The organism is Bradyrhizobium sp. P2_E8, from assembly GCF_056403875.1.
The window spans coordinates 1-1,829 of sequence record NZ_JBFUES010001267.1 but is presented as its reverse complement, the minus strand read 5'-3'; the positions used below and the strand labels follow the sequence as shown (position 1 = coordinate 1,829).

Genomic DNA, 1,829 nt, shown 5'->3' with positions numbered 1-1,829 from the left:
GGAGAAGCGCGGCGAGCACCATCACCGTAGTGAAGGAGAATCTTTTCTTGGCAGGTTCAGTTGGCGTCATGAGGTTTCATCAAGCTTCGATCAACGGATGGACCCCGGTCCAGCCCGGCTGGACCGAGGTGCCGGCGGATCCTCAGGCGCCGTCGGCGTCGATGACTGCCTTGGCGAAGGCCTGCGGTGCCTCCTGCGGCAGATTGTGGCCGATGCCGCCGGTGATCAGGCGATAGTCGTACCGGCCGGAGAATTTCTTGGCATAGACGCTGGGGTCGGGGTGCGGCGCACCGTTGGCGTCGCCCTCCATCGTGATCGTCGGCACGCTGATCAGCGGGGCCGCCGCGAGCTTCTTTTCGATCTCCTCGTATTTCGCTTCGCCCTGGGCGAGCCCGAGCCGCCAGCGGTAATTGTGGATCGAGATCGCGACATGATCCTTGTTGTCGAGCGACGCCGCGCTCCGGTTGAAGGTGGCGTCGTCGAACTTCCACTGCGGCGAGGCGAGCTTCCAGATCAGTTTTGCGAAATCGTGCGTGTACTTCTCGTATCCGGCGCGGCCGCGCTCSGTCGCGAAATAGAACTGGTACCACCATTGCAACTCAGCTGCCGGTGGCAACGGGGCGCTTCCAGCGGCCTGGCTCGATATCAGGTAGCCGCTGACCGACACCAGCGCGCGGCAGCGCTCCGGCCACAGCGCGGCGATGATGTCGGCGGTGCGCGCGCCCCAGTCGAAGCCGGCGATGGCCGCCTTCTTGATGTCGAGTGCGTCCATCAGCGCGATGATGTCGACGGCGAGCGCTGCCGGCTCGCCATTGCGCAGCGTCTCGCCGGAGAGAAACTGCGTCGTGCCGTATCCGCGCAGATGAGGAATGATGACGCGATAGCCGGCCTTTGCCAGGATCGGCGCGACATCGACGAAGGCGTGAATGTCGTAGGGCCAGCCGTGCAGCAGGATCGCGACGGGACCGTTCGAGGGACCTGCCTCGGCATAGCCGACATTGAGGACGCCGGCATCGATCTGCTTGATCGTGCCGAAGGACGCATTCGATGCGGAAGATCGCGGCGCTTCCGTTTCAGCGCGGGCGAGGTCGATCACGCCGAGACCCGCGGCAACGGTTCCCGCGGCGATGCCAAAAAACTTGCGGCGATGCTGGTCGATGAGCTGTTTCATGATGGTGCTACCTTGTTGATGGTCGGGGACGCTGGTCAGATCAGCGCGACCGCGACGTCGATGTTGCCGCGGACGGCCATGGAATAGGGACAGGTCTGGTGCGCCTCATCGACGATGTCGCGTGCGACCTCGCGATCGAGGCCCGGCAGGCTGACGTTGAGGCGGGCCCGGAGGGAGTAAGCGCCTTCATCGAGAAGGAGGTCGATCTCCGCGTCGATCGCGCATTTCCTGGGAAGCGTGATCTTCCGCCTGCGCGCCGCGATCTCCATGGCGCCTTCGAAGCAGGCCGACCAGCCGGCCGCGAACAACTGTTCGGGATTGGTGCCGATGCCGGCGCCGCCCGGCGGAGAGAGCCGCACATCGAGGCGGCCGTCCGAGCTGCGGGACATGCCGTCCTGCCGCCCGCCGCTGGTGTGGGTTCGGGCCGTGTAGAGCAGTTTTGCCGCTTGCGTCATGAAGGTCTCCTTGCCGTCGCGCAACTGACTAGCAGCGGCTGTCGCGGGGCACCCGTTTGGACTTGTGAGAAGTTGTGAGATCTCCGCCTGCGCGCCTCATGAGGCCTGCATGCGCGGTCTGACGCCGATGCAGGAGCGGCCTTGCCGGATCGCGATCATCTGGCTATCCGGTCCGTTCACAAGGACCAAGATCTCTCCATGAC

Annotated in this window: 2 protein-coding genes; both read right to left on the bottom strand. The window is 64.7% G+C overall.

The window, feature by feature from the left end; translation table 11 throughout:
• Window positions 1–142 precede the first annotated feature (142 nt).
• The gene (locus AC1D00_RS39375; protein WP_477014395.1) at window positions 143–1,171 is read right to left on the bottom strand and encodes an alpha/beta fold hydrolase; all 1,029 of its coding nucleotides are present in this window, start codon (window positions 1,169–1,171) and stop codon (window positions 143–145) included.
• Between the two features lie 35 nt (window positions 1,172–1,206).
• Window positions 1,207–1,626, bottom strand: coding sequence for an organic hydroperoxide resistance protein (locus AC1D00_RS39370; RefSeq protein WP_477014394.1), 420 nt, complete (start codon window positions 1,624–1,626; stop codon window positions 1,207–1,209).
• Between the last annotated feature and the right edge of the window lie 203 nt (window positions 1,627–1,829).